21 protein-coding genes are annotated in these 22,919 nt (G+C 56.0%); 9 read left to right on the top strand and 12 right to left on the bottom strand.

Features of this window, described 5'->3' with window-relative positions; all coding sequences use genetic code 11:
* Positions 1-3: 3 nt before the first annotated feature.
* From E3T35_RS00110 to E3T35_RS00080, 7 genes are all read right to left on the bottom strand, one after another.
* Complete coding sequence (locus tag E3T35_RS00110) at positions 4-885, bottom strand: cyclase family protein (protein ID WP_134377550.1); 882 nt, start codon at positions 883-885, stop codon at positions 4-6.
* 34 nt (positions 886-919) lie between these two features.
* Positions 920-2,623, bottom strand: coding sequence for a class I adenylate-forming enzyme family protein (locus tag E3T35_RS00105; RefSeq protein ID WP_198417794.1), 1,704 nt, complete (start codon positions 2,621-2,623; stop codon positions 920-922).
* Positions 2,620-3,627, bottom strand: a complete 1,008-nt coding sequence (locus E3T35_RS00100; protein WP_198420982.1) for a zinc-binding dehydrogenase — start codon at positions 3,625-3,627, stop codon at positions 2,620-2,622. The genes E3T35_RS00105 and E3T35_RS00100 overlap by 4 nt, the downstream gene beginning before the upstream one ends.
* A 65-nt stretch (positions 3,628-3,692) precedes the next feature.
* On the bottom strand, positions 3,693-4,199 hold the full coding sequence (locus E3T35_RS00095) for a Zn-ribbon domain-containing OB-fold protein (RefSeq protein ID WP_134346974.1): 507 nt from the start codon (positions 4,197-4,199) through the stop codon (positions 3,693-3,695).
* Positions 4,200-4,201: 2 nt separating this feature from the next.
* Positions 4,202-5,392 (bottom strand): thiolase family protein, encoded by a 1,191-nt coding sequence (locus E3T35_RS00090; protein WP_134346975.1) that lies wholly within the window; start codon positions 5,390-5,392, stop codon positions 4,202-4,204.
* Positions 5,389-6,426 (bottom strand): hypothetical protein, encoded by a 1,038-nt coding sequence (locus E3T35_RS00085; RefSeq protein ID WP_134377548.1) that lies wholly within the window; start codon positions 6,424-6,426, stop codon positions 5,389-5,391. Before E3T35_RS00085 ends, E3T35_RS00090 begins: the two co-directional genes overlap by 4 nt.
* 15 nt (positions 6,427-6,441) lie before the next feature.
* On the bottom strand, positions 6,442-7,260 hold the full coding sequence (locus E3T35_RS00080; protein ID WP_134346977.1) for an IclR family transcriptional regulator: 819 nt from the start codon (positions 7,258-7,260) through the stop codon (positions 6,442-6,444).
* A 232-nt stretch (positions 7,261-7,492) separates the two neighbouring features.
* On the opposite strand from E3T35_RS00080, the gene E3T35_RS00075 reads away from it, so the two are divergent.
* The 5 genes from E3T35_RS00075 (at position 7,493) to E3T35_RS00055 (ending at position 12,699) form a co-directional block, all read left to right on the top strand.
* A complete protein-coding gene (locus tag E3T35_RS00075; protein ID WP_166789790.1) occupies positions 7,493-8,401 on the top strand; it encodes an alpha/beta fold hydrolase in 909 nt (302 codons plus the stop codon).
* A gap of 1,077 nt (positions 8,402-9,478) precedes the next feature.
* Positions 9,479-10,240, top strand: a complete 762-nt coding sequence (locus E3T35_RS00070; protein ID WP_370449206.1) for an amino acid ABC transporter ATP-binding protein — start codon at positions 9,479-9,481, stop codon at positions 10,238-10,240.
* 10 nt (positions 10,241-10,250) lie between these two features.
* The gene (locus tag E3T35_RS00065) at positions 10,251-11,144 is read left to right on the top strand and encodes a transporter substrate-binding domain-containing protein (protein ID WP_134377547.1); all 894 of its coding nucleotides are present in this window, start codon (positions 10,251-10,253) and stop codon (positions 11,142-11,144) included.
* 14 nt (positions 11,145-11,158) lie between these two features.
* Positions 11,159-11,809, top strand: coding sequence for an amino acid ABC transporter permease (locus E3T35_RS00060; RefSeq protein WP_134346980.1), 651 nt, complete (start codon positions 11,159-11,161; stop codon positions 11,807-11,809).
* Positions 11,806-12,699 (top strand): amino acid ABC transporter permease, encoded by an 894-nt coding sequence (locus E3T35_RS00055; protein ID WP_134377546.1) that lies wholly within the window; start codon positions 11,806-11,808, stop codon positions 12,697-12,699. The genes E3T35_RS00060 and E3T35_RS00055 overlap by 4 nt, the downstream gene beginning before the upstream one ends.
* Before the next feature lie 559 nt (positions 12,700-13,258).
* Here E3T35_RS00055 and E3T35_RS00050 read toward each other — a convergent pair.
* From E3T35_RS00050 to E3T35_RS19090, 5 genes are all read right to left on the bottom strand, one after another.
* Positions 13,259-14,119 (bottom strand): SDR family NAD(P)-dependent oxidoreductase, encoded by an 861-nt coding sequence (locus E3T35_RS00050; protein WP_134346982.1) that lies wholly within the window; start codon positions 14,117-14,119, stop codon positions 13,259-13,261.
* A 12-nt stretch (positions 14,120-14,131) separates the two neighbouring features.
* Positions 14,132-15,484 (bottom strand): MmgE/PrpD family protein, encoded by a 1,353-nt coding sequence (locus E3T35_RS00045; RefSeq protein ID WP_241987911.1) that lies wholly within the window; start codon positions 15,482-15,484, stop codon positions 14,132-14,134.
* Between the two features lie 93 nt (positions 15,485-15,577).
* Complete coding sequence (locus tag E3T35_RS00040) at positions 15,578-16,753, bottom strand: CaiB/BaiF CoA-transferase family protein (protein WP_198420981.1); 1,176 nt, start codon at positions 16,751-16,753, stop codon at positions 15,578-15,580.
* Between the two features lie 41 nt (positions 16,754-16,794).
* Positions 16,795-17,937, bottom strand: a complete 1,143-nt coding sequence (locus E3T35_RS00035) for a thiolase family protein (protein ID WP_134346985.1) — start codon at positions 17,935-17,937, stop codon at positions 16,795-16,797.
* Entirely contained in the window at positions 17,930-18,187 is a 258-nt protein-coding gene (locus E3T35_RS19090) for a Zn-ribbon domain-containing OB-fold protein (protein ID WP_166789788.1), read from the bottom strand. Before E3T35_RS19090 ends, E3T35_RS00035 begins: the two co-directional genes overlap by 8 nt.
* Before the next feature lie 362 nt (positions 18,188-18,549).
* Between E3T35_RS19090 and E3T35_RS00025 the strand changes: the two genes are divergently transcribed.
* From E3T35_RS00025 to E3T35_RS00010, 4 genes are all read left to right on the top strand, one after another.
* Positions 18,550-19,224 (top strand): cyclase family protein, encoded by a 675-nt coding sequence (locus E3T35_RS00025; protein WP_166789787.1) that lies wholly within the window; start codon positions 18,550-18,552, stop codon positions 19,222-19,224.
* Positions 19,225-19,256: 32 nt separating this feature from the next.
* Positions 19,257-20,012: a GntR family transcriptional regulator gene (locus tag E3T35_RS00020; protein WP_134346988.1), complete on the top strand. Its 756-nt coding sequence runs from the start codon at positions 19,257-19,259 to the stop codon at positions 20,010-20,012.
* A gap of 7 nt (positions 20,013-20,019) precedes the next feature.
* Positions 20,020-20,865, top strand: a complete 846-nt coding sequence (locus E3T35_RS00015) for an SDR family NAD(P)-dependent oxidoreductase (protein ID WP_134377544.1) — start codon at positions 20,020-20,022, stop codon at positions 20,863-20,865.
* A gap of 554 nt (positions 20,866-21,419) precedes the next feature.
* Positions 21,420-22,205, top strand: coding sequence for an IclR family transcriptional regulator (locus E3T35_RS00010; RefSeq protein ID WP_134346990.1), 786 nt, complete (start codon positions 21,420-21,422; stop codon positions 22,203-22,205).
* The last annotated feature ends 714 nt before the right edge of the window (positions 22,206-22,919 follow it).

Raw genomic sequence — 22,919 nt, 5'->3', positions numbered from 1 at the left:
CATCTACACCACAGCCAGTGGATTGAGGGGGCTGCCGGTAGATCCCTGTAGACCAATAGGTGCTAGAACTAGCAGGAATGTCCCTATGCCGGTGCCCGCAAGCTCCCTTAGGTCGAGGTTCTCGATCAGGGGTACACCAAATTTGTGGAGCAGCCTGAGATGGACGGGGAAGGTGGCTCCGCCGGGGTCGGGTTGCACCTCCACGGCATAGTTGTCGGCGCCAACGTACGCGACGTCTCTCTCGGCAAGCCATTGAGCACCATCATCTGACAGCCCTGGCTCTAAAGCGAAGTATTCGTCACTGAAACCAGTCGAGTCCCACCAGCCTGTCCGAAGCAACACCGCATCGCCGGGAGATGGCGTTACATTGGCTCGTCGGTACGCCTCCACCAATTCAACCGATCCGATCGGTGTTGAGGATGGAAGACCCGAACCAGTCGCGGCGACAAAATCAAGGAGTACACCTCGAGTCACACAGGGTTGGAGCTTGTCCGCACCCAACTTCTTCGCGCCCGTCGTCGATCGAACATTAGCCGACGAATGTCCGTTGAAGAGTTCATCCCCCTCCCACACATGAGCGAGGGCATCCATATGCGTGCCGCTGTGAGTGGACAGCTGAACCGTGTCCTCGGCGAAACGGAAACCCCCTGGCGACCGGGCGCCAAGGGCATAATCCCCGGCATCCCTGTCCATGAATCGCGACCCCCTATTGCGGTGCCCTGGCACGCCAGCTGCTGGGCCGATGGGCTGCGCGAGAGAAATAACCCGGCCTTGATTCACCAAACCGACAGCATCGCGTACTTTTGCGTGGTCAATGAGATTGGGTGCACCGATCTCATCGAGATCACCCCATCGTCCCCAGTTATCTCCTATATTTTCGCGCATGTTCTGATTTCCCCCTGAGTTTGGATCGATCGGATTATCGTTCGACGAGAAGTGACTCGACGATGGCGGTCGCAGATCCGATGAGATCTTTTCTCACCATCTTGCCGGTCGGCGTGTGCGGAAGCTCAGACACGATCTTCACCGCCCACGGCACTTTGTATCCCGCAATCGAACCCTTACAGAAGCTTCGTATGTCTTCGGCCGTCGTTTTTTCGCCGCTATGAAGCACCACGAATGCGATAGGCACTTCGCCCCGGCCCGGGTGGGGGGCTCCGACCACCGCGACTTCGTCGACGGAGGGGCTGCTCTCAATGAAGGCTTCGACTTCCGCAGGAGAAACGTTGATACCTGAGGTCTTGATCATGTCTGTATGCCGGCTCAGGAACTGAACGGTACCGTCTGGCCGGATGAGCCCCGCATCGCCGGTGCGATACCAGCCATCGGCAGTGATTGCGGCCTCGGTCGCTTCTGCGTTGTCGACATATCCCTCAGTCACTCGGCCTCGGATCTGCAGCTCACCGTCATCCCCCATTGGAACAACTTCCCCCGTCTGCAGATCAACAACGCGCACTTCTACGCCCTGCAGAGGTGGACCCTGTGTAGTGATCCGCTCATCCAACGACATCGTGTGAGGGGTGACACAGCAATTGCCATAGACCTCCGTTGAACCGTAGACATTGCAGATTTCACCGATTCCGAGGTCCACGGCGACCCGTTTTACCTCGTCCGGCCGGCCAATAACCAAGCCTGTTCGCAGTGAATCGATTGCTCGAATCCGTTCGCCAACTTCCTCTGCCAGGACCAACGACAGGCTAGGAAGCAGATAGGCAGCAGTACATCGCTCGTCAGCAAGAAGTGTCGCTGCTTCGTCAGCAGAAAAATGTTCCTGCAGGACGAGACAGGCACCGTGGGTCAGCGTCGCCATCGTGGCGTTGGCACCGCCGAAACTCCAGAAAAGAGGTGAACTCAACCACACGCGGTCCTCACCAGTCAACCCCATCCGAGTTCCTATGGCATAGCCGTTCTCAATAAGATGCCGATGCCGCAACGGAACCGCTTTGGGCCGCTGGGTTGTTCCAGATGTGTACATAACCAACGCGGCTTCTGTTCCGATAGCAGCATTCGGTGGGACAGGCCAATCTTCGGCACGGGTAATCAAATCATCAAATGATTGCCCCCCAGCTGGCATTGGCGTTTCAGCGAAATCACCACCAAGAACGATCAAATGCGTCAAGTCTGGGAACTGCGCGCTCATGACCTCTCCGGGCGAAGAATCCCAAAACTCCGGAACCAGCTGTCGGAGCTGGCCCAACATATCCGTTGATCGAACAGACGGCACCATTATGAGCAGCTGAGTGCTAGATGCTTCCATGAGCTGTTGGAGATCCCAGGACAGAACCCAGGTATTGAACGTGTCTAGGGACACGCCGAGACGCAACGACGCGAACGCGGCAACGAGCCATTCCTCCGTGTTGGTCCCCAAGAGCGCCACTCTCGACTCAGCCGTAATGCCAAGGTTCTGGAGCACCGCTGCGAATCGCCCAACACGGTCTGAAAACTCTCGGTAAGTCAGACGGGTTGTGCCGGCGACGAGCGCTGGAGCGTCCGGGTGAATTGAAGCTTGAAAGTCCAGCAGCTCCGGCAGCGTCTGACAAGTCGGTGGGAGGTGATTTTCGAGCCAGGGGATCGGTCCAACAATGCTGTCAGGAACCTGCAAGGACATCGATACGGGATTCATGGAACGACTACCGCTCTTCCTGTGTAAGACCGTGAACGCAGTGCGGCGAATGCCTTGGGTAGGTCATTCAACGCAAATACACGCGACGCGATCGGGTGGATGGACCCCGAGGCGACGAGGTCGACGACCTCGACCAGATCCTCTCGGGTGGCGTGGGCAGATCCGATGATCTGGAGTTCTTTGACGATGCTCAGCCCGGGGTCGAGCGCAAGTACTTCTGGCCGGACGTTTCCGACCAGAACTAAACGACCGCCGGGAGCCAGCGAACGAAGGCTTGTGGCGAAAAGCGGAGCCCCCGTGATTTCGATGGCTGCATCGACGCCACGAAGTCGCCCAAGTCTTGCAGCGACTTCCCGGATCTTCCCGACCGTCGGGTCCACGATGACTTCCGTCGCGCCAGCTTGCATCAATGCCTCGGTGGAAGCCTCGCGGGAAGTCGTCGCGATAACGCGCAGACCAAAATGCTGGGCCAGCTGGACTGTATGCAGGCCCACGCCACCGCTCGCACCTGTCACGAGAACTACGTCAGATTCCTCCAACTTCGCGGCACGCAGCGCTCTTAACCCCGTGCCCACACCGCAGGAAAGAAACGCAGCCGTAACGCCGTCAATATTGTCTGGAATCGCAACGGCATTGCGCGGGTCAGCCAGGACAAATTCGGCGAAACCACCCTGAATATCATCACCATAGAAGCCCGGACCAGACCGGCACTGTGACGTGTGCTTAGCGATGCAATCGGCGCACTCACCGCAGGACCGACGCTGCACCAACGCGACTCTCGTACCCAGCCATGCTGTCAGGTCGGGTGATCCCACGGATTCAACCGTGCCGGAGATCTCATGGCCGAGCACCGCGCCATTTTCAGCTGATAGGAGACCGCTAGCTGCGAGGAGATCATGTCCGCAGACCCCGCACGCCGTCACTCGAATGAGAAGCTCACCTGAGGTCGGCGTGGGGACAGGGATCTGTGTCGAAACGAACTGCGCCGGGGAACAAAGGCTCATAACACGCATTGTGTTCCCGGCCGTGCCATCGACTATTGGTGCCCCCAACACAGTCGCGCGAGCAATCATTCACTAACTGGCTGGGCCAGTTCGAACCAGTAGTCAGCGGCCGTTCCGGTGGGCTCTTCTGCAAACCGCACCACAATGGGTGTGCCGATCGCAATCGCCTTGATCGCAGCGGCCTGGTCTGCCAGATCAACACCACGCACGTATCCCACGAGTGCCGTGTCGGCACCGTCAAGTGTGGCGTAAGCGATGGCGTAGGGAGGTGCAGGAAGGCCCTTGAACGGCTCGTACACGAAGGTCGACATCTCAATGGTGCCCGTGTTTCCGACCTCGACCCACTCACCTGTTTTGGAGTGGGTCCGGTCATCGTAGGAACGCGCAGGTACGAGCACCCGACCATCCACTGATCGTCGACCGAGGATCTTGCCCTCGGCCAGTCCTTGCATGAAGCGGGATGCCGTCTCACCCAGTGCGTGGTGGTATTCCAAGTCCCAGGTCTGCTCGGTGAAGACAGGGCCTTCGGCGATCGCGGTGGCCGTCTGTCCGGGGTTGGTCGTGTCACTCATCGTTAGATCTCCTCTAGATCGGTGCTGAGCACCATTGTTGAATAAAATTGGTGGTCACCACCGATGGCGCTCACCACCGCAACTCGCGCGTTGGGAACCTGATGCCCACCGGCGCGACCCCGGACCTGGTTAGCAGCCTCGCCAACGCGGATAGTGCCCGTCACCGCAATGGGGTTGGTGCAGAGTGTCCCTCCTGAGGGATTCACTATGACGCCATCACTCCCCAGAGCAAACTTGCCGTCGGCAAGCGCTGCGGGCGCTTGGCCCTTAGCGGCAAATCCCGCGGCTTCGATTACGTGCAGCTCGACGCTCGAGAACGGTGCATACATCTCCGCAACGTCGATCTGGGTCTTTGGATCGGTCACTCCGGCCTGCGCATAGGCGATCTGAAACGCTACCGCGAGGGAATCCGCATCGGCGTGATCTCCTACAGCGCTAGACCCGACACGGTCACCCATCCAAAATGTCTCCGTATTTTGGCCGATGCCTCGGATCCATGCCGGCTTGAGTCCATGAGCCTTGGCGTACCGCTCGGAGACAAGCACGACACCAGCCGCTCCGGTCGATGCGGGACATGCGTCGCCGAGCTTGATCGGCCACGCAAGTGTGCGGCTTGCCAACACCTCGTCAACCGTGATCGGCTGCCGGAGGTGGGCGTGAGGGTTCAGGGCGGCATGGGTGCGATTTTTCACAGCAACTCGCGCCATGTCCAATTCGGTGCTGTTGTACTTGGACATGTAGCGTTGCGCCGACAACGCGAGCATCGTGATCGTATTCAAAGGGACTGTTCGTTCGTAGCCGACATCCCACATCTTATTTAGAACTGACTGCGCTGATCCCGATTCGGAGACTCGATCGGCGCCCGCAACGAGAATGACGTCGAACATGCCCGAGGCGATGTGGGTCCACGCAGCCAGCACTGCGCTCATGCCCGTAGCACCTCCGTTGTTGACACGGATAAATGGTTTGCCCGTCACTCCGAGTGCATCGATGACCCAGCGTTCGCCGTTATTGACGCCGATCAAGGCATCAGGCGCAAGCGGATACACCACCGCATCCACATCTTCAATACCAATACCCGCGTCCTCAAGTGTGCGATCGGCCCCTTCCTTCACCAGCTCAGGAAAAGTAACGTCCGTGCGTTTGGTGACGAAATGCGACTGCCCAAATCCGGCTATTCCAACATTGATCATGCTTTTCCTCCTTTGGAGTTACTGAAAACGATCACAGTTGCACCTTGGCCGGCGAAGCCATTGAATCCAATGCCTGCAGTGAGCCTTAGCCCGTCGGCTGGCAGTGATTCAGGACGAATCGCTTCGATTGCAGCAACCATGCGGCTCAGACCAGCCACATATGGTGATGTAGGTCGCTCACAGAGCGGTCCCGATAAGTTGACACCGGTGGACTCCTTTAAATGGAGTGCGTATTGTACTGCACGAACCTCGTACTCACTGTTACCAGCGATCTCGACCGCGTCCCAGTGATCGGGGGTCGCCTGCGGATTACGGTCGAAAATCTGTTCAGCAGCTGAGTTAAGCGAGCTGAGATCACCAAGGTTTCGGGTACCTATCTCATAACTCGTGGTCGACCAACCGGCGTCGACGACCCAGGCCAGTTCCGAACCGGGGGGAAATTCTCCATCAACAGCTAGGACGAGGGCGTGGACCGAGTCTCCGCGAGCTGGCAGATCTTCGCGGCGGAGCGGCCATGCGACGAATTCTTGGGATGAGTCGGGAACATTGTCAGCGGACAGCCACGTAGATGCTTGCAACGCCGCCGCGATCGTGTTGTTCATTCCCGTTGGGCGGAGCAGATACGGTTCGGCCTCCATCAACTCCACCCGATCGGGGTCTGCTGATTCACTGGGTTTGGCCCAGCCGACCACCAGGACGTTCTTGCCTTGCCCGGCACGAAGTCGTAAATACCCGTAGGCAAGTGCATGGTCCGCGGACGAAGCGATCATGGTTGTATCGTGACCGACACCACCTGCGGGCCCTGCCGTCGCCATAATCGAGATGACGCGGCCATCGAGCTGATCGTTACCGCTGATCACGATGCCATCTAGGTCTTGCGCTGTCAGGCCGACGGAATTCAGTGCCGCGGTGGTGGTGTCGAAAATCATTTCTTCGAGGCTTCGTGAGGATTCGAAGTCCACGAGAGAGCTGCTCATCGAGATAACGGCAATGTCGGGTCTCAAAATTGTTTCATCGAGGGTAAGGGGTGGCACAGGAACAGCCTTTCTCTAGCGGAACTGAGGTGTGTAGGCGCCGTCGTAAATCGGCGGGCCAATGTGGTCAATGATTTGCAACGGGCGAGCGTCGGCGGACCTAAGCCCGAGGATCTGTTCTTCGATTACGGCGGAGGTTCGCTGCAGTTCGACTGCAAGCTCAGCAAGCCGGTCGTCGTTGACTTCGCTACGAAGGGCGGAGATGTGTGCAATACCAACAATCCGACCGTTCGCCCAAATCGGGGTGGCGATTCCGACGATGCCTAATACAGCTTCTTCACGGGAAATGCTGAAGCCGTTGGACCTGATCCGGTCCAGTTCCTCGGTGAGCGACTGGCGGTCGATATGAGTACGCGGCGTGAGTGCTTTCAGGTTTCCTGAGAAGGTCTCTTGCCGGAATTCCAGATCGTAGGCAGCGAGCAGCTTGCCGACGGCTGTTGCATGGCGGTACAGGGGGAGTCCAATAGGGATGTCTATCTTGATTCCCCGACGTCCACGGAATCTTGCGGCGTACACAACGTCATTGCCTGTCTGAATCGCTAGATAGACGTCAAAGCCAATGCGGGCTGCGAGTTTCTGCAGCTCTACAGTTGCGGCGTTTACTATGTTGAGTCGTTCCTGCACTCGCAACGACAGCCGCAAAGTTGCTGGGCCAACGTCATAACCGTGGGTAGTCACGGACGCCATCCCACCTTTGACCATGGCCTTCAGCAGGTCGTGAGTGCTGCTCATAGGCAGAGACAGCGCGTTGCTCATTTCAGTGACTGTCTGGGGGCCATCAGTCGCGAGCCTGCCCAGAACATCAAATATTCGCCTAAGTCGTGCATTTTCCACGTCGCGTCCTTTCCGACTGTACGGTTTAAAACTGCCGCTCTACCGGCGGCCAAAGGCTGCCTCAACACTGAGTTAGGTTCGATTCCTCGGAAATCTTTTCCGAACGTCTGAATTCAAACGAACAAGGCCAGCAATCGCAACGATTCTTCGAGATCCCGAACATCCGTACCGGCAGCGAAGTCAGCGAACGTAGCGTGGAATCATATGTTGTGGTCAGACAAGGATGGTTGCTATGAACAAAGCGGAACTAAAAAAAGATCTATTCAACGAGTTCGCGTTTGTCGTTGCCGACGCGGTAAGGCTGGGTGTCACGAATCCATTACCGGTGCGCCGCACTGCGGAAATATCCGCAACTGGTGACAAGATCAGTGCACTCCAATGGGGCGTGGCTAATCCAGAGATTGCTTTCCTCCACGGAGCTGGCTTGAATGCCCACTCGTGGGACTCAACAGCGCTCGTTCTGGGCCAGGCGGCAGTCGCACTGGACCTCCCAGGGCACGGCGAATCCGAGTGGCGGGACGACGCCGATTACACCCCGCCAACCATCGCGCCATCGCTGGCATCCGTTATACCAAAATTCAGTTCGAGCGTTCGGATATTGGTCGGGCAGTCACTCGGCGGCCTAGCGGCGATCCCGGTCGCAAGTCAGCTGCGCAGCCAGCTCTCGCACTTGGTGATCGTGGATGTCACACCCAGTTTCCAATCAAAGTCGTCATTTATTAGCCCTGTCAGCGCATTCATTGCCGGCCCAAAAAGCTACGCCTCGCATGCAGAAGTGATTGACCGTGCGATCGAGTTTGGAATCGGCAACAATGCCGCTGATCTTGAACGGGGCGTCATGCTCAATACGAGGGTGCGTGAGGACGGCCGCATCATCTTTAAGCACCATCTGGCATCTCTGCCAGCCGGTGCCCACCGCAATTTCGATGGAGAAGCGCTCTGGCCGATTCTGGCCGAACTCGACATCGATGTCCTATTGGTCTGCGGAACCCGCGGGATTCTGGACGCGGAAGCTATCGAGGATTTCTCTCGACATATTCCCTCGGGAACCGTAGTGACACTTGACGCAGGTCACAACGTTCAGCGCGATGCGCCGACCGAACTAGCCGCATTGATCCAATGTTTCAGTGGGATGCGCTGACGCTTGTTGGCGATCAGGGCCCCTGGACGAATCAAGTGGATGGTTCACTTGCGGAATGACAGTGTCGCAGAAGTAGCTCATGTGAGTTGTGCGCACTGACTAAACCGGACAAAAACTCCTAGTGGTTATAAATTCTGAACCTTGATCCCTGGTCAAGAATCCCTCAGGCAGGCCAAAAAGCATCGCGATCGAGGCCGTCACGGATAGCTGCGGCACCGTGACTATCAAGCAGATGCTCGAGCGTCACTTAGCGAGTGGTGCGCTCGAGCATCGTTGACAGCTGACTGATTCAACGCCCCATGATGAAATCGTCCGCCTCCTCATCGGTCAGATGTTGCTGAAAAGAATGTGACAGCTTGCCCCGGTGAGCAATGAATGCGCAGTTTCTCGTCCATCAAGTTGCACAGGTGCTCAAGGAGTCTCACCTTCGAGGCTGTGCGTCAGAGCCGCCGGCCAGGCGGTACAGGTCATCGCACTGGGCTCGTAGGCACCATATTCAAACCGCCCCGGCGCCGTTGCTCGCTAGCCGTCGGGGTGACCTCGGTGCGTTCAAAAAAGACTTAGTGTCGACAATTTAGATGTCTCAAGGTATTCGGCATGTCTTCCAGTCGCCCAAATACGCAGTGTTTCAGCATTTTTTTGGAGTGATTTATTCGAAATAGGGATTGCATTTTTTCAAACAGTTGCACTAGTGTCGACACAATAAACGATGCCCTCAAAGCCGAGGAGACAGAGAGGCAAGGTGCCCAAAAAGCGGGAAGAGTTTGTCTGACAGCTTCATATCGAAATCAGCACCAATGATGGATAGCGAATTGAATGTCGAGAGGCCCGCCTCTCTCTCTCAAAATGGTGACTGGAATTGGCGTGCCCGCCGAAATTCATTCAGGCTGCTTCTCCGTCTGCAACGTTCTTAGCATGGCGGAACACCAGCGGTGGTTGGAGCGCTGGCTCTAAGCAGTGCTGAGACGTAGCGCACCCACAAACATCACTTCAAGCGTCGAACTTGACGCATCGGCCCATGCGAATTCAACGATCAAGGACGGTGCCGCAATAGTGAGTGCAGAACGTAATTTAGTCATTCCAGAAGAAACGATCACGGATCCAATCATCCGTATAACGGGTGTCAACAAGCACTATGGAAATCTCCACGTCCTTAAGGACATAAACTTCAGCGTTTCAAGGGGTGAAGTGGTGGTGGTTCTCGGACCATCTGGTTCGGGAAAATCAACGCTATGTCGGATCATCAACCGATTAGAGACCATAGACACCGGGGTAGTAACCCTAGAAGGTCATGAACTTCCGGTTGAAGGGAAAGCCCTCGCAAGACATCGAGCAGTTGTTGGAATGGTCTTCCAGAACTTTAACCTCTTCGCGCATATGACCGTCCTCGAAAACGTGATTTTGGCTCCGGTTCGCGTGAGGCATATTTCGAAGGAAGAAGCCAGGAAGAGCGCACTTAGATTGCTTACCCGGGTGGGTGTGGCGGATCAGGCCGACAAGCTCCCCGCCCAGCTATCCGGCGGACAACAGCAGCGAGTTGCTATTGCCCGGTCGCTTGCCATGCAACCACGCGTGATGCTCTTTGACGAACCGACCTCGGCACTCGACCCAGAAATGGTAAATGAGGTCTTGGACGTCATGACATCTCTGGCGCAAGAGGGCATGACCATGATCTGTGTGACTCACGAAATGGGATTCGCGCGCAAGGTCGCCGATCGAATCGTATTCATGTCAGACGGTCAAATCGTGGAGCAGGGAAAGCCGGAAGAGTTTTTTCGAAACCCCAAAACTGATAGGGCAAAAGATTTCATTTCCAAGGTATTCACTCACGAACAGTAAAGGAATTGCGATGAAGATAGGCAAGAATATTTTTTCAATTGGAGCGCTTATGTCGATCCTTGTGCTCGCCGGATGCTCGGCGACCGACGCCGGTGCTGATGTCCCGGTAGCCAGTTACCCGGTAGCTGAGAATCCAGTCTTTAACGAGGGCACAACGATGGCCAAACTCGCAGAAAATGGTTCGATACGGGTCGGAGTTAAAGCAGATCTTCCTGGCTTCGGCCTAAAAGGACTTGACGGAACTCTGAACGGCGTCGATATCGATCTAGCCAAGATGATTGCCGCAAAACTTGGGATCACAGCGGACACGATCGAATTCATTGAAACGCCATCGAAATTTCGTGAGGAAAACATCCTGACGGGCAAGGTGGACATGATTGTTGCTACTTATGTGATCAACGATGCGCGCGAGGAACGGGTGGCTTTCGCCGGCCCTTACTATCCCGGTGGTTCTGGGCTCATGGTACGCGCAGACTCAGATATCACTGGAATTGAGGATTTGAACAACCCGAACATGAAAGTGTGCACGGGAATCGGTTCTATCGAAAGCCAGTTCATTCAACCATTTCTTTCCGATTCTGCCGAGCAGATTGTGGAGTTCGATTCCCACACGAAATGTACTGAGGCTCTAAAAAACGGCCAAGTCGATGTCATGGCGATGACTGACGCAACGCTTCTAGGGCTTGATGCCGAGAATCCAGGACTTTACAAGATCGTCGGCGAGAACTTTCATGAGGCAAATTTCGGCGTCGGAATCCAACATGGAGACACCGAATTCTGTCAATTCATTGAAGATGTCATCGTTGAGGCGTTTGACAGTGGTGCCTACGAGGAGGCCTGGCTGCGAGCCGGCCTGAGCTCTGAGAAAGTGCCCGAGCTTCCTGAACAGATGCCTTGTAAGTGACATAGGGATTTGGCATGAGTGCGATATTCGATAACTTCGACTATTTCCTCAGTGGTTGGCTTGGAACACTTCAAATTTGTGCAATTGCGGTGGTAGGAGCCTTGTCGCTAGGGATTCTGATTGCCGCCGCTCGAGTATCTCCTGTGCCTGTTCTTGAGAAATTGGCCAGGAGTTACTTGGTGATATTCCTCAATTGCCCATTCGCACTGGTTTTGTTCTTCATCGCTTTTGGTTTGCCCGAAATTGGACTTAACGGATCATATTTCACGTTTGGCGTTGCCGGACTCACACTGTACACAGGCGCGTTCATGGCTGAAGCGATCCGCAGTGGAATCAACTCCGTATCTGTGGGACAGGCCGAAGCAGCGAGATCTTTGGGGATGGGGCCTCGGGACAGCCTTACCTTCGTGATCATTCCACAAGCACTGCGTTCCAGCGTGCCTCCGATGACAAATGTAATTGCTCAGATGATTAAGGGCTCAGCGATCGTAGGTGCGTTCGGAGTCGGTGGCGACCTTTTCAAAGTTGCAGACGATTTGATAGCAGCTCGAGGGCTACCGGCAATCCCCATTCTGCTCGGTGTCATTGCTGGCTATCTCCTCATGATCATGCCAGTGAGCGCCCTATTAGGCGCCTTAGAACGAAAGGTGGCGATAGCCCGGTGACTGCAACGACCAATGTGCTGTTTGACACTCTTGGCCCGCGAGCAAGCAGGCGATCGTTGATTGCGTCCGTGGTAATCGGCGTCACAGTGGCAACGATCTTGTCCGTTGTCCTGTATCGGCTAGTTCAAGCGGGACAATTCACGGAAGCAAAGCTCGGTCCATTTTTCAATCCAACTAATGAAGATTTCATGGTCACGTGGCAGTTCCTGGGCCACGGACTGCTTAACACGCTGATCGTGGCGACGCTTGCGCTGGTTCTGTCTTTAGCAGCAGGGACTTTCTTAGCTGTTTGCAGGGTTTCAGCGGCTCCTTGGTACAGGTGGATAATCGTCACGGTGATAGAAGTTCTCCGTGCCGTGCCCGTGGTGTTGCTTATTTATGCCGTGTCCAGGATTCTTCCGGTCATCAACGCACCTTTGTCTCTCATGTGGTACCTAATAATTGGGATTGTGCTTTACAGCAGCGTGGCAATTGCGGAAATTATCCGAAGTGGTATTTCAGCGCTGCCAAAGGGCCAAACCGAGGCAGCCCTTTCACTCGGACTATCGAATTTCGATCTCCTCCGGTTGGTCGTTCTACCGCAAGCGTTTAAGTTGATGTTGCCAGCTCTGATTAGCCAGCTTGTCATTGTCCTAAAAGAAACGTCTTTGGGTTTCGTTATCTCCTTTGAAGAGCTTCTACGTCGAGGGCAGATGGCCATTCAGACCTTGCACAATCCGCTTCAAATGTACTTTGTGATCGGTCTGATATACGTCATTATCAACCTGGCGATCACCCGTATCGCCCGCGAAGCTGAAAGCCGAATCCTAAATAAGACGCATCGCTCCAAGAAAGGATTTAGGCGAGCATCACAGGTCCCTTCGATGAATGTTTCGGAGCACGTCAGCTGACAAAGCTGTCACACTGTGAACGCCAACTGAAAACGGGGCCAATAGTGCCGGCGGTTTCAAGTGCTCGTTGCAACACTCACTACTTCCCCGATTTGCGACGACCAAGCGCTACGCGCCACCACTAGCGCTCCCGGTTACGGATTACGCGGTGGAGAAGGTGAAAAGGGGCCTGCTTGCGCAAGATCTTCCCGGCTCCGCCGGGGAGTCTTTGGCGGCGACTCAGGCTTCCTCGAGGTCGAGTCCCTGGAAGTACTGCGCGCGGATACACTGTTCGTAGGCGTGTTCGGCAATCGCGCGGGGTTGCGACGATCACTTGAAACCGCCGGCACTATTGGCCCTGTTTGGGTTCGGCGTTAACACGCCCTCGCCAGCCGGCGCTGCGACGTACTCTTCGCGATGCTCCGCGACAGCACATTCTACGAGACCAGACACGTCCTTGCCGCTTGACAAGAACATAGGGGCACCCCCCGGCTCCCTCGGAAGTCAATACTTGCTTTACTAGAAGTGCTGCCGCGAGAGAAAGCGAGAACTACCGCGGGCGACTACAGGAATTTGAAAGTTATCGACTTGCGCCGTTCCAATCACGCTGGGCCAGCCGACGTTCAAAATACGACTCAACTGGATACCAACCAAGCAGGGCACCACCATCTACATCAAGGGCTGTTCCCACGACGAAATCAACAAGATCCGACGAGTACATCAGAATGAGTTTGGCTTGGTCCTCAGGAGTTGAAATCCTGCCATTCGGAATGTCGGCGCGACGCGACGCGATGATTTCCTCTCCAGACATCGCTTGGAGCATCGGGGTCATCACGGGTCCTGGACACACTGCGTTAACGCGAACACCAACCGGTGCAACCTCATAAGCAAGGTGCTTTGTGAAACCAATGAGTCCGTACTTGCTTGAAGTGTAAGCAGCCGATGCATTGTAGCTCAGCCGCTTGCCGGCAACAGACGCCACGTTAACAATGCGCCCATACTTCTTCTCGGCAAAGTACGGCAAGACCTCACGACAGGTCGTAAAGACTCCGCTCAGGTTGACGTCGAGTACCCGCTTCCATTCCTGACTCGAAGTCTCTTCCACAATGCGCGTCGAGGTGATCCCCGCGCAATTGACGAGGATCTCGATACCCGGACCAAATTCATTCGAGTACTTCATCAATTCGGCAACGCTCCGGTCGTCGGTGACATCCACGGCGAAGGACGTTACCAGCCCTCGGCCCCCATCGATAACACGGGCTTTTTCATCCGCCTCGCGGCCATTTGTATCGGCGATTACCACCCGCGCGCCGGAAGCGGCGAATGCAGCAACCACTGCTAGCCCGATACCTCCCGCTCCACCCGTTACAATTGCGGTCTTACCCGAGAAATCGAAGCGCACTCCTGGCGCGATCTCCGAAGGTCCAGATCTAAGCGACATTGACGTTCCTTTCTATTGGGGTCTGACAACGCCGTGATTAGCGGGGCGTCCGAGCTCGATAATGAAATCGCGAATCGGAGCTGTTTCACCGCCGTAAATGAGACTCTGCGCTGCGGAAAACAACCGGCCGGTAAGATCGCTGCGCCCCAACACTGTGAGACAGTCAAGTGCTTTTCTCCTGAGAGCGCTGCGATCCAGTTCAAGCAGGGCGCTACCAGGCGCCTCCTCGACGACAGCCTGGACAATAGCACCGCCTCCAGCCACCGTGATCGCAGCAAATCGGGACAGCGGCGCTCCGCCTTCCGACGGAGCATCCGCCTCGCCCACGACGACTCTGCTGGCGATATCGCTGATTCTCGCGTCAAATACCACCTCGTCGGTGAATGCTGAGAGATTGAGCTGCCCCAATTCAAATGCAGCAGCAACAACGAAGGACGGGCTGAACTGGGCTTCGCGCCCGTTCGTCGGGTATCGCATAATTAGAGGGTCCGTCGCACGTCTGTTCAGCGTGACTTGAATTGAATCAATCGATTCGGGCAAGTTGTCACGCAGCTGTAGCGCAGCATGCGCTGTGCGCTGCAGTTCATAGCAGCTCGGAATCAGCTTGATATTTATTCCTGGGTGGTCAACGACAGCTTGGCCGTTCAATATCGACACCGCGTTCTCAAGTTCCGCTGGCTCGCCGAAAACACGCAAGAAGCCTGCCTGCCCACCGAGGCTGTCAGCGTCGGCTGTCAAACCCCGAGCCGCAAATTGAATCGCTCGGATTGCGTTTGCCGCAGACGACCCAACTTGAAGCGCCTTAGTATCGGAACCGAAGTTCTGTCGGATCCCGCTGGCCGTCGATGCGGCGATGCCCAGCGCGTTGCGCGTAATGTTCGGTGTGAGCGCCAACAAGTGCGCGACACCGGCGGTTGCAGCGATAGCACCGACTGTGGTTGTGGAATGGAACCCTCGGCGATAATGTCCGTCCAGGGTGAGCCCGGCAGCAAGAGAACCCGCTACTTGCGCTGCGACCGCATAGGCACGCGAGAAGCGTGTTGCTGCGGCATTCGAATCTTCCTCGGGAAGCGCCAGTAGCGCTGCAAATAGCGCAGGCAGGAGCACACTACTCAGATGTCCTCTCACGCTTTCCGACATGTCATCAAAGTCGAGCGCGTGAGCCGCAACACCATTATGAAAAGCTGACTCAATCGGTGACCCCGTTTGTCGTGTTCCCCAGAGGACCTGTGGACCAGTTGCCACAAGGGTCGAACGAACCGTTCGAACCAGCGAAGTACTACTTGCGGCGGCCGCGACTGCCAGAGTGTCTACAATCGCGTGCAAGACGGGGCGCCGCCCGCTTTCCGTAGACGTACCCCGCATCTGGATATATGACACGACGTCATCCGTATATGTCATGACGCTGAGTGCCCCAGGCCTCCCACTACTGAAAACAACGAATAACGGCTCAAAGCTTCACGATTCATTGCGGTCCTGCGAGTCCGCAACGACAGTGGCCATTGCCACGTTGATCCCAAACTCGGCCAGGACTGCATCAGTATCATCGCCCAGGCGCGGAGGAAAGGTCGGGCGCACCTCCACAGTGCCAACAAATTTGACTGGGGACGCTACCGCCTCGTAGCGTCCCCTCTTTTCATCTACGACCGAAACCACCATGTTCCGTCCAGATTCTCTGGCGTCCGACAACGCCTCAGGAACTGAGCGAATAAGAGCTGCGGGTACGCCGTTCGTTACGAGAGAGTCAACCCAAGCAGCTGCTGGCCTTTCGGAAAAGCGAGCCTCAAGGACGTCCCACAGCGTGTACTTGTTCTTAAGGCGACTCTCGCCGGACTCATATCTCGTATCGCTTAGCAACTCCGGCAGCTCTAGCGCATCGCACAAGCCTGTCCACATGCGCTCAGTATTCGCGGTGACGACCAGTTCATGACCATCCGAACCCACAAATGACCTATAAGTGGGAATCGAATCATGACCAGCGCCCTGTGGTAGAGGGGCAGTGTTAGAAATCATCGAGTAAACAGCCTGATAGGAGAGCATTGTGAGTTGGCTATCGAGCATGGACACATCGACCTGACCACCCGGTCCTCCAGATCGTACGCGAGTGAGCAACGCAAGCAGTCCAATTACGGAGTACATCCCCGCCACAACGTCGCCCGCTGGAATTCCGAGCCGAACAGCTGGACGGCCTGGCTCACCCGTCAGGCTCATCACCCCAGAGAGAGCTTGTACGATCATGTCGTAAGCCGGCCGGTCCCGTCGGGCCCCAGTTTGGCCAAAACCGCTAATTGAAGCCCACACAAGCGAGGGATACTGCTTGCAATAAAATTCGGGATCAATACCAAGACGTGTAGTGACACCTGGTCGAAAGTTCTCGATCACGACATCCGCAGCAGCGACCATTCCGCTGAGCCGTTGTACGTCGCGCACATTCTTGAGATCAAGTACGACGCTCCTCTTATTACGGTTGTGAGCAAGGAAATAAGCGCTGTCTCCGTCAACAAAGTGAGGCGGAATTCTTCGACTCGAGTCGCCCTGCGGTGGCTCAACTTTGATCACGTTGGCTCCCATATCCGCCAACAACTGTGTCGCAAACGGACCGGACAGAAAGGTGGTCAGGTCTAGAACTGTCAAGCCTTCAAGAGGAGGCCGATCAAGTCCAACTTCCCCGTGCATCAGGTCGACTCAAGAATGTGCACTGCACAGGCTCCGTGGTCAAGACCAGATATGCCCCCGCCGGTCACATGAGCAAGCCCAAAGCGTGCACCGTCCACCTGGCGTTCACCGGCAGTACCCGTCAGCTGCCAAAACAACTCAACAATTTGAGCGACGCCGCTTGCACCTACCGGGTGCCCTTTGGCCAGCAAGCCTCCGCTGGGATTCACCACAACACGTCCCCCAAAGGTCGTCTCACCCGCTCGGATAAGCTCAAACCCTCGACCCTTTTCTGCCAGTCCAAAAGACTCGTAGTACATGATCTCGGCGCTCGAGAACGCATCGTGCAGTTCGATGACATCGAGATCCTCGGGACCTAGACCAGCCTGCTCATAGGCCTCCGCGGCTGATTTCGTGGTGATCTGCGGGTCGGTCATGTCGCGAAACCCCTCGGCGACCTCGCCAGAGTGGAGGACAGATGCACGGAAGGACACAGCTTTGCCCCCCAGACGTTTCCGAACCCTTTCGGAAACGATAACGACGACAGCTGCACCATCACCCGTCGGACAACACATAAGGAGGGTAAACGGGTCCGCAATCGGCCGAGACTCGAGCACCTCGGCGGCCGTCACGCCTGCGCGCATCTGGGCGAACGGATTCATAGAGCCGTGCCTACGCGCTTTCACGCTGACCGCCGCGAAGTCCTCGATCGTTGCATCCGTTTCGTAGAGGTAGCGCTGTGCGCGCATTGCATAAACCGCAGGCATCACGATCCCGCGCTGAACCTCACGGTCCTCCTCCGGAAGGGGAAGTGTGCCACCACTGAATTGAGTCAACTTTTCGACACCCAGGGCAATCACGACTTCGTGCTGCCCACTCTGTACGGATCTGATTGCCTGGCTGACAGCCGTCGCTCCGCCTGAACATGCATTGTCCACGTTTACGGCGGGCACACCACCGAGGCCAATCTCCTTAGTGATCCGCTGGGCGGTAAGCATCCCGCCGTAGGAGTGTCCGCAAAAGACAGCCTGCACCTCAGCCTTTTTCAGACCGGACTCCCTCAGCGCTTCAACTAGCGGAGGTACGGCCAAACCAGCATAGGAAGACGACTTGTACTTGCCGAATCGGGTCATGGCACCCGCCACAATATATGCCTCAGTCATCTGTTTCTGCCGCACTTTTAGTTTCGGACGTCTTGAAATACCAATCACTGCCAATGACCAGCTCAACAGGAAGATCGCACCTCAGGACGTCCGGGTCGGCTGAAATGAGTGCAAGCAGACGCACACCTTCATCAAGGTCTACATAACCCATCAGCTGAGCCTCAGCAAACTTGGGGGACACCCGAACGACCGTGTATGAATACAACGAGCCGAATGGTCCAAATAAACTCTGATCGAGTTCTGAACTCATGCAGCCACTACATACGTAGCGACGGCCGAGCATGTTTTGACCGCAATCTCGACAAGTCTGCCCTTGAAGCCGAGGTCCGACTGTCGTTTGCACTGCGGTTTCCACCAGCTCGAGATCGTTATACGGCAGCGTGCTCGCGGCGGAGTCTCTGCCTCCGTCAGTCTGAACGGCCATATGCGACGTCCTTTCATAAGTGGGAGGGTATTTCATTCCTCTACAACCTAGTGTCGACACTACCATCGTTTTTGACAAATTATGGGGCTCAAAAAGCCAATTATGGGTGTATAAGTTAGACACCCGGGCTGATAATGTCGACAGTAAAGATTCAAGATGAACCGGTGTCTTCAGAAAAGGAATCAAGTATGACTGCACAATGGATTGATCTCTCCCAGCCGCTCTTTCCTGGAATGCCCGGGGCGAAACCGCATGGCGAGTTTGAACATTGGACCGATCACGTCGCCACCCCCAATCCCATCCACATCCGTATCACCCACGTAAAAATGGCCGCCCATATGGGTACCCACATCGATGCAGCCGCACATTTCATGCCGGACGGTAAAGTGATTGACGGCTATCCCACGTCGCATTTCGTTGGGGAGGGGGTGGTCCTCGACATTCAACGCGAGGGTGTCTCTCCCATAGATGTGGACGACATTAAAATGGCGGGGCCTCCGATACGCGAAGGGGACATAGTCCTCATATACACCGGATATGCGTCGCGTTTCGGAACGGAAGACATCCACTCGTCGGGTCACCCGTACATCACTGAGGAGGCGGCTCACTGGCTGGTCGCAAAGGGCGTCCGGCTCTTCGGAATGGACGTCTTCACCCCGGATCTACCTGACGGCTTTCGTCCGGACGGATTTGACTGGCCCGTACATCAGATATTGCTCGGCCACGACACGCTCATTATCGAGAACCTCGGTCCAGGGTTGGCCAAGGTAGCGGGGCACCGAGTAGAAGTCCTGGCTGTGCCAATTCGTGTTCACGATTCTGACGCAGGCCCGGTCGTCCCTTTGGCCCGGGTCATCAGCTGATTATAGGTTCGGCATCCGGTTAGGGTTTGAACATGCTACAGACGAACATCGATGCAATCAGCGAGGACGAGGAAGCCGAACTGCTGGGCAGACTTCTCAATCTTGATGATCGGAAAAACACTCTTGTGGGAACGATCGCCCTTACGATTGCGCGATCGATTATCGAAGGGCGTTTGTTGCCCGAGCACGACCTCAACTCGATGGACCTCGCAAAGCAATTCCGAACCAGTCGCACTCCGATTCGGGAAGCGCTCATGGTGCTCGAAAATGGTGGCCTGGTTGCCATTCCCGCCCGAAAACGACCGAGGGTCATCACACTCAATCCACAGCAAATCCGTGAGATCTACACACTGCGATCACAACTGGACGCAGTGCTTTCAGACCGGTTAGCCCGCACCATCGGTCCCGACGGAATTGAGGTCCTCGAGCACACTCTTTCCCGAATGACCTCAGCTGTGAAACGTGAAAACGTCGATGCTTTCTTTTGGGCGAATGTGCTGTTCCACGAGCAATCCGCAACTCTGGCTGGCGATATGACGCTCAAGAAGGCCCTCGAAGGTCTTGGAATCCAAGTACTCAGATTGCGCCACACGAGCATGAGCGCTCCAGGCCGCATGCAGCGTTCTCTCGACGACCACAAGAGGCTCTTACTTGCATACCGGGACCACGACACTGTGCTCGCACCGGCGTTGAGCCAGTCCTTGGTAATGGGAGCGCTACGGGTTCTCTCCGAAGACGCGACCGGGCCGCTCGCAACTCTTTCTAGCCCAAGCGACAACATCCAGTAAGGCAAAGATGCCCACCACTTTCGATCCACTCTCAAGCTCGGCTCCATTCCACAAACTTTTCGATCTAACCGGTACAACGGCCATTGTGACCGGCGCAGGTTCCGTCGGGCCAGGAATTGGAATTGGCCGTGCGTCCGCAATACTGCTGGCAGACGCTGGCGCCCGCGTGGGCTTGCTCGATATCGACAGGGCTGCCGCAGAAGAGACTCATCGGATGATTAGCCGGCGTGGTGGTACGTCATTAGTTGCGATTGCGGATCTCGCGGACGACAGAGCGGTGCTCGAAGCAGTTTCGCAAGTCGTTGCCAATTTTGGCCCTGTGAACACACTCGTAAACAACGTTGGCATCGTCGGTCCTGGTGGGACCGCTGAATTCGTTGATCTTGAGGCTTGGGATGCTGGAATGCGCGTGAACGTGAAGTCAATGGTGATCGCCTCGCGGCATGTTGTGCCAATAATGCGCAGCGCAGGGGGTGGATCCATCGTCAACATCTCTTCGATCGCAGGCCTCGGAGGAGGATATCCAAGCCTTTTTTACCCCACCAGCAAGGGAACCATTATCAATCTCACGAAGGCGATGGCTACCCAGCACGGGCGCGATGGAATCCGTGTGAATACGGTCGCCCCGGGGCAGGTCCTTACCCCCCGAATTGAGATGCGGGGGCTCAGCACAGAGATGCGGGCAGCCCGCAACCACATCTCCGCTTTGGGAATTGAGGGAACCGGATGGGATCCGGCCTACGCCGTGGTCTTCCTTGCCAGCCGCGCCGCTCGATGGATCACGGGCGTAGTGCTGCCGGTCGACGGAGGCGTAACGGGAACGCTGCCACTCGAGTCACCGCCCTCGAAATGAGCCTCGTTAACAGCCCGAACGATTCCGACGCCACCGGTAAACTCCCACTCAAGCAGGAGGCGTACACGTGGCTAGCCATCGACGAGTGCCCACTCGACCAGCCCGCAGAATCCTTACGCGGCATGTTACTGGAACCGATCGAACACAGTTATGGCGAAACGGTGACGGCCTTCTACGCCTTGCTCCGAGACGGCAGCATTTATCAATGCCCAATCATCCTTCGCAGCTTGACCAACCACATAGGGCACCCTCGGATCAGCAATAACCATGGGCAACAGTCATACTGGCCGGACAGGCCAACTCCCTCGGATATTCACGTCATCCGAGGATACGGACAAGGCCACGGGGCTCTCAAAGCATGAACTGCTCAAACGAATACCTCAGGCCTCGCGAACATAGGCTCAATCGCACCCCTCGCTGGAGATTTTTGTTCTTCGAAAACACGAAGACGATTTGATTGTTTCAACCGAACAGAGTTGAATTCGAATATTCGAAGATCACTACCGGATTATCGAATATCGTCTCGACGAAGAGACGGGCCTTAGGGGGTTGACATGCAAATTCAGCGGTTAAAGCGAATTTTCGATATTCTTGGACGTCTTGCGTCAGTAGGCCCACAGACTGTAACCCAAGTGAGCCATTCCCTGTCACTCCCTGTGAGCAGTACACATGACCTACTAAAAGCCATGGCGCGAGGGGGCATGGTCTCATCCACGAGTGATGGATACGATGTGGGGCCTGCAACTGCTCGCTTATCCTTCAAAGTTCAAGAACGATTGAACATTGTCAACGTGGCCGCTCCAGAACTAGAGAAGCTGCAGAACAAGATCGGATTCGACACCTACCTGGCGGTGCGAACAGGAAACGATGTCATATACGCCAGCCGATTCCAAGGCCAGCAAAGGATCAACGTTCACATTCCGCTCGGGCTGCCTCTGTATCGCCATGCGACCGCAGCAGGAAAGTTATTTGCCGCGCTCAACCGAGAGATTCGTCAAGATTTGATGAATGGACCGTTACAGAGACTCACCCCTCAAACCCGTGTGGATAAGCAGTCACTAATGCGAGAACTGGATTGGATCAGGATCGAGAGGATGAGCATCTCCCGCGAAGAGGCAGTTTTGGGCATCATCGGTCTCGCAGCGCCCATCCAGAGAAATGGCTCCATCGTTGGCGCAATTCATGTTTCGGCTCTGCGGAGCATTTTGAGCGACCAAAGTCTTCACGAGGTCTCTGCCGAGCTCCGGCGCTCAGCATCAGCAATTGAGAAGAATCTTTTCAGCACAGTTCCCAGCGCAGAAAAAGATCGACGACAGCAAGCCGCTATCGTCCACACCTGAAATTCGAGTTGCATGCGCTAACGAGGCCTAGCGCAGTCGTCTCGGCTCCGGTGCACACGACGACGCGATCATGGACCGCATCATCCATAACATCGTCTGGGTCGAGGCCGGCACCCATAACATGAGGGAGCAGACCGACCCGGCCGACCGCTAACAATCCAGCGGAGAGAGCCAGCGGCTCCCAGTCACACCACCCCTGGCTCCCTTCCGCACGAACGGTGGCTCTGGACCGCACGATCGGGTGGCTCTCAAGGCATCAAATACTCAGATGCGCTTGAACCGATGCTGACATAGCTGAGCACCATCACCTAGTTGGACTATCATCCCTGCATCACCCGGATTACCGCAGTTGAACAGACTGTTCTCGGCCGGGACCGTCTCGCAGAAGACTCCCGGTGAGGAAGTGCTTGGTACTTGGCGAGTAGGGCTTGTGGATAGCGCCAGTCCGGCGACTTGGTAGCGCGATTCCGGGTACACGGTAGCGCTGGCGGGTGGTGAACTGCTCTGCTGTGAGAGGACCAGGCATCAGGCGTGGTCCTTTTCAGTAAGGGGCGGGTCATGGCGGACTATCGAAAAATCTTGGGGTTGTTGCTGGAGGGGTGGCCTTGCCCCCGGTTAGTGGACACGGGTTAAGCGGCGAGTTGAACTTCCGCGGTCTGTGATGAGTATTGCAGTTCGAAGGCGACGGGGCTGACATCTCCGATCGAGGAGTGC

The organism is Cryobacterium sp. TMT1-2-2 (assembly GCF_004403505.1).
Taxonomy (GTDB): domain Bacteria; phylum Actinomycetota; class Actinomycetes; order Actinomycetales; family Microbacteriaceae; genus Cryobacterium; species Cryobacterium flavum.
Note: the sequence above shows the minus strand (reverse complement) of the source record. Positions and strands in the feature narration are given on the sequence as shown.

Bases quoted from the DNA above. Each gene is read 5' to 3' on its own strand.
- E3T35_RS00105 (WP_198417794.1), bottom strand. From the start codon at position 2,623: ATGAATCCCGTATCGATGTCCTTGCAGGTTCCTGACAGCATTGTTGGA.
- E3T35_RS00075 (WP_166789790.1), top strand. From the start codon at position 7,493: ATGAACAAAGCGGAACTAAAAAAAGATCTATTCAACGAGTTCGCGTTT.
- E3T35_RS00035 (WP_134346985.1), bottom strand. From the start codon at position 17,937: ATGACTGAGGCATATATTGTGGCGGGTGCCATGACCCGATTCGGCAAG.
- E3T35_RS00020 (WP_134346988.1), top strand. From the start codon at position 19,257: ATGCTACAGACGAACATCGATGCAATCAGCGAGGACGAGGAAGCCGAA.
- E3T35_RS00095 (WP_134346974.1), bottom strand. From the start codon at position 4,199: ATGAGTGACACGACCAACCCCGGACAGACGGCCACCGCGATCGCCGAA.
- E3T35_RS00010 (WP_134346990.1), top strand. From the start codon at position 21,420: ATGCAAATTCAGCGGTTAAAGCGAATTTTCGATATTCTTGGACGTCTT.
- E3T35_RS00045 (WP_241987911.1), bottom strand. From the start codon at position 15,484: ATGCGGGGTACGTCTACGGAAAGCGGGCGGCGCCCCGTCTTGCACGCG.
- E3T35_RS00065 (WP_134377547.1), top strand. From the start codon at position 10,251: ATGAAGATAGGCAAGAATATTTTTTCAATTGGAGCGCTTATGTCGATC.
- E3T35_RS00050 (WP_134346982.1), bottom strand. From the start codon at position 14,119: ATGTCGCTTAGATCTGGACCTTCGGAGATCGCGCCAGGAGTGCGCTTC.
- E3T35_RS00110 (WP_134377550.1), bottom strand. From the start codon at position 885: ATGCGCGAAAATATAGGAGATAACTGGGGACGATGGGGTGATCTCGAT.
- E3T35_RS00015 (WP_134377544.1), top strand. From the start codon at position 20,020: ATGCCCACCACTTTCGATCCACTCTCAAGCTCGGCTCCATTCCACAAA.
- E3T35_RS00025 (WP_166789787.1), top strand. From the start codon at position 18,550: ATGACTGCACAATGGATTGATCTCTCCCAGCCGCTCTTTCCTGGAATG.
- E3T35_RS00060 (WP_134346980.1), top strand. From the start codon at position 11,159: ATGAGTGCGATATTCGATAACTTCGACTATTTCCTCAGTGGTTGGCTT.
- E3T35_RS19090 (WP_166789788.1), bottom strand. From the start codon at position 18,187: ATGAGTTCAGAACTCGATCAGAGTTTATTTGGACCATTCGGCTCGTTG.
- E3T35_RS00090 (WP_134346975.1), bottom strand. From the start codon at position 5,392: ATGATCAATGTTGGAATAGCCGGATTTGGGCAGTCGCATTTCGTCACC.
- E3T35_RS00100 (WP_198420982.1), bottom strand. From the start codon at position 3,627: ATGAGCCTTTGTTCCCCGGCGCAGTTCGTTTCGACACAGATCCCTGTC.